The 4,125-nt window shown below is 34.7% G+C and carries 4 protein-coding genes; 3 read left to right on the forward strand and 1 reads right to left on the reverse strand.

Annotated elements, in window-relative coordinates; translation table 11 throughout:
* Positions 1–6 precede the first annotated feature (6 nt).
* Positions 7–702: an NUDIX hydrolase gene (locus tag ABWO41_RS16055; RefSeq protein WP_353140215.1), complete on the reverse strand. Its 696-nt coding sequence runs from the start codon at positions 700–702 to the stop codon at positions 7–9.
* Positions 703–838: 136 nt separating this feature from the next.
* Here ABWO41_RS16055 and pfkA point away from each other — a divergent pair, with 136 nt between their 5' ends.
* From pfkA to gap, 3 genes are read left to right on the forward strand one after another with little or no spacing between them, the layout of a single operon-like run.
* Positions 839–1,819, forward strand: coding sequence for a 6-phosphofructokinase (gene pfkA, locus ABWO41_RS16060; RefSeq protein WP_353140217.1), 981 nt, complete (start codon positions 839–841; stop codon positions 1,817–1,819).
* Complete coding sequence (locus ABWO41_RS16065) at positions 1,820–2,671, forward strand: hypothetical protein (RefSeq protein ID WP_353140219.1); 852 nt, start codon at positions 1,820–1,822, stop codon at positions 2,669–2,671.
* A gap of 6 nt (positions 2,672–2,677) precedes the next feature.
* Positions 2,678–3,673, forward strand: a complete 996-nt coding sequence (gene gap / locus ABWO41_RS16070; RefSeq protein ID WP_353140221.1) for a type I glyceraldehyde-3-phosphate dehydrogenase — start codon at positions 2,678–2,680, stop codon at positions 3,671–3,673.
* Positions 3,674–4,125 lie beyond the last annotated feature (452 nt).

The raw sequence follows: 4,125 nt of genomic DNA on the forward strand, positions 1-4,125 counted from the left end.
TAGTTACTAATCTTTAGAAAAAGACAATTCGTTCTGAAAATATTTGCTGTATTTTCTTCTATCAAATTTGTAAAGTTTAGCCGCTCTGTAAGAAACTCCCTTTTGTTTTTCGTCGAGTTCTTTTAAAATATCATAAGCCAGAATTTTCTTTCTGAAATTCCTTTTATCCAGCTTTTTATTCAATATCAACTCGTACAAATTCTGCAACTGGGTAAGCGTAAACTTCTCTGGTAACAGTTCAAAAGCCAATGGCTGATAACTAATTTTACTCTTCACTCTCTCGAAGCCCTTTTCGAAAATCATTTTATGGTCAAAACCAAGTTCTGGTAGTTCTTTAATAGAAACCCAGGAAGCATTTTTTGCATAAGGTATTACTGGTCTTACATCTTTCGCACTATTTAATCTTATCATTGCAAAATAAGCTACTGTAATAATTCTTCCTTTAGGATGCCTGTTTAGCTCGCCAAAGGTGTGGAATTGCTCCATATAGATATCTTTAAGACCTGTTAGTTCGTAAAGTACCCGCTCTGCTGCAGCATCAATACTTTCATCATTATTCACCATATTTCCTGGTAAAGCAAACCAGTCTTTATATGGATCCTGATTTCTCTCTATCAATAAAATCTTCAGCTCGCCTTCATCAAAAGCGAAGATCACACAGTCTACAGAGAAAATAGAGTTTAAATGCGGTAAATACGTCAAAATGATAAATATTAAGTTTATTAACCAATCAACACCCTGCAAAGGTTAAAAAAAATTTCCAAAAAATAACACTTAGTGTAAAAAATACACGTATATTAGTAAGCCCAAAACAAAACAAAATTATTCTCTTAATTTGATGTCTAAAATAAAAAAAATAGCAGTATTTACTTCAGGGGGCGACGCTCCGGGCATGAATGCCTGTATTCGGGCCGTTGTTAGAACAGGATTACATTTCGGGTGCGAAATGGTTGGAATTAAACAAGGCTATCAGGGAATGATAGACAAAAACTTTATTTTAATGAACCGACATTCTGTTAGCAACATTATGCAATTGGGCGGAACCATACTTAAAACTGCTCGTTGTTTAGAGTTCAAAACCGAAGAAGGGCAGCAAAAAGCTTTTAACAATTTAAAAGAAGAAGGTATTGATGCCTTAGTTGCTATTGGCGGAGACGGAACTTTTACAGGAGCAGAAAGATTATCCAGAAACTTTGATATTCCCGTAATGTGCATACCGGGAACGATTGACAACGATTTATACGGAACTGACTTTACCCTTGGTTTTGATACAGCTACAAATACTGTTATTGAAGCTATAGATAAGATCAGAGATACAGCAGAATCTCATGACAGGTTATTCTTTATTGAAGTAATGGGCCGAGATGCCGGATGTATTGCACTTAGAGCTGGTATTGCAGGTGGTGCAGAAGCCATTTTACTTCCTGAAAAAGAAACTGCCATAGAAAATTTAATTGCAACCTTGGAAGATGGTGCAAAAAATTCTAAATCTTCCAGCATTGTTATTATAGCAGAAGGTGACAAAAACGGTGGTGCATACAATGTAGCACAAAAAGTGAAAGAAAAAATTAGCTACTTCGATACAAAAGTTACTATCTTAGGCCACTTACAAAGAGGCGGCAGTCCAAGTAGTTTCGATAGGATTTTAGGTAGTAGAATGGGCTATGCTGCTGTAAAAGCAATTCTTGCTGGTGAAACTCGCAAAATGGTTGGGCTTAAAGGAAACAATATTAGTTTTACAGACCTGGAAGAATCTATTGCGAGACATGACTTTAAACTGGAAGATGATTTAATGGAAATGTCAACCATATTAGCATAAATGATAGCTGTTGTTTATAGTGGCTCTAGATTTGCAACATGGAAAATTGCAGATAAGGACAAAGAAGTTCTTGACATTCGTACGCAGGGAATAAACCCATTCTTTAACGATGAGAAATATATTCTTAATCTCCTTAATAAGAACATCAAGTTTATTCATAATGCTGAGAAAATAAAAAAGATATATTTCTTTGGCGCCGGAGCGACTTCCCAGGAAAGAAATGAAGTCATTCAGGATGCTTTTTCCAAATTTTTCAGATATAGCAAGGTATACGTTTACCACGATCTGGAAGCAGCTGCAAAAGCCACTTGTAATGACGAACCGGGAATTGTATGCATTATGGGTAGCGGCTCTAATGCCGCATACTTCGATGGAAAAAAAATAACTGAGAACAATTTTGGTTTAGGTTATGCTATTGCAGATGAAGGATCTGCCAATTGGCTGGGAAAAATGCTGATTAAACAACATCTTACCCATACCCTTCCGGCAGATTTTAAAAGAATTTTCAACAAAAAGTACGATTTAGATAAAAAATTGGTTTTGGATAAGGTATATAAACAAGCTCATCCTAATCTTTTTCTAAGTTCTTTCGTAGATTTGCTGTTGGAAAACAAAGAACACCCCTTCGTAAAGGATTTTGTAAAAAAAGGTTTTTCTCTTTTTATGGATACTTATCTCATCCCTTTACGAGAGCAATATGGAAACCAGCAACCTATTCATTTTGTAGGAACTGTTTCTGCAAACTTTGAAGATTATTTATTAGAAGTGGCTCAAGAGAAAGACATAGAAATAAGGTCTGTAGTGAAAGAGCCCATTTATAACTTATTGAATTATTACGCAAATAAAAATTAAATAGAAATGAAAATTGGAATTAACGGATTCGGAAGAATCGGAAGATTAGCTTTTAGAGCAGCAATAAAAAGAAGCGATATTCAGGTTGTTGGTATCAATGACTTAATTGACGTTGATTATATGGCTTATATGCTAAAATACGATTCTACACATGGTAAATTTGATGGAACTGTAGAAGTAAAAGACGGAAATTTGATCGTTAATGGTCAAACTATACGTGTTACTGCAGAAAAAGATCCGGCAAATTTGAAATGGAACGAAGTTGGTGCTGAATACATCATTGAGTCTACTGGTTTTTTCTTAACTCAGGAAACTGCTCAAAATCATATCGAAGCTGGTGCTAAAAAAGTAGTTATGTCTGCACCTGCAAAAGACGACACCCCTACTTTTGTAATGGGTGTTAACCACAAAACTTTAAGAGCTGATCAAAACATTGTATCTAATGCTTCTTGTACTACAAACTGTCTGGCTCCAATAACTAAAGTATTAAATGACAACTTTGGTGTATTAGAAGGTTTAATGACCACTGTACATGCTGCTACAGCAACTCAAAAAACTGTTGATGGTCCTTCAGTAAAAGACTGGAGAGGTGGCCGTGGCGCATACCAAAACATCATCCCTTCTTCTACCGGTGCTGCTAAGGCTGTTGGTTTAGTTATCCCAGAAATTAAAGGTAAATTAACGGGTATGGCTTTCCGTGTTCCTACAGCAGACGTTTCTGTAGTTGATTTAACAGTTAGATTAGAAAAACCTGCTTCTTACGAAGCTATCAAAGCCGCTATGAAAGCTGCTTCTGAAGGCGAGTTAAAAGGTATTTTAGGTTATACTGAAGACGAAGTTGTTTCTACAGACTTTTTAGGTGATGCAAGAACTTCTATCTTTGATGCTAAAGCTGGTATCTCTTTGAATGATAACTTCGTAAAAGTGGTTTCATGGTATGACAACGAATGGGGTTACTCTAACAAAATTGTTGACTTATTACAACATATGGCATCTTTATAATCTTATAGAGATTTATAAACAAAATAAAAAAAGCGATTCTCTGGAATCGCTTTTTTTATTTTGTTTATATATAAGGCAGACAGACGACAACATGCTCAACCGTATGGTTAAAATTCAATTATTTAGGCCTCAAATCAGAGATTTTTTAAAGCGGAAACCAAAATCTCAATACATATTTCTCTATATCTGGGATTATTTTAAAATTTTGTTCATTATTTTACTTTTTCACGTAAAATTTCCGTTGCTTTTTTAAAAACAAAAACTACTTTTGCCTTCTGAAATCTGTAGCTCTGGAAAAAGGAAATATTTCCGTGAAGATTTTCGAAAAAAAAGCTTATTTGAAATCATAAACTGCTCATAAACCGCAATTTATGAAAAGACATCAAAAAAGCGACAAAAACAATAAAATTGATGTTTTATTGTTAATTTTACCAAACTATTGAATAAATATT

It is taken from the genome of Pseudopedobacter sp. (genome assembly GCF_040392825.1).
In the GTDB taxonomy this organism is placed as follows: domain Bacteria; phylum Bacteroidota; class Bacteroidia; order Sphingobacteriales; family Sphingobacteriaceae; genus Pseudopedobacter.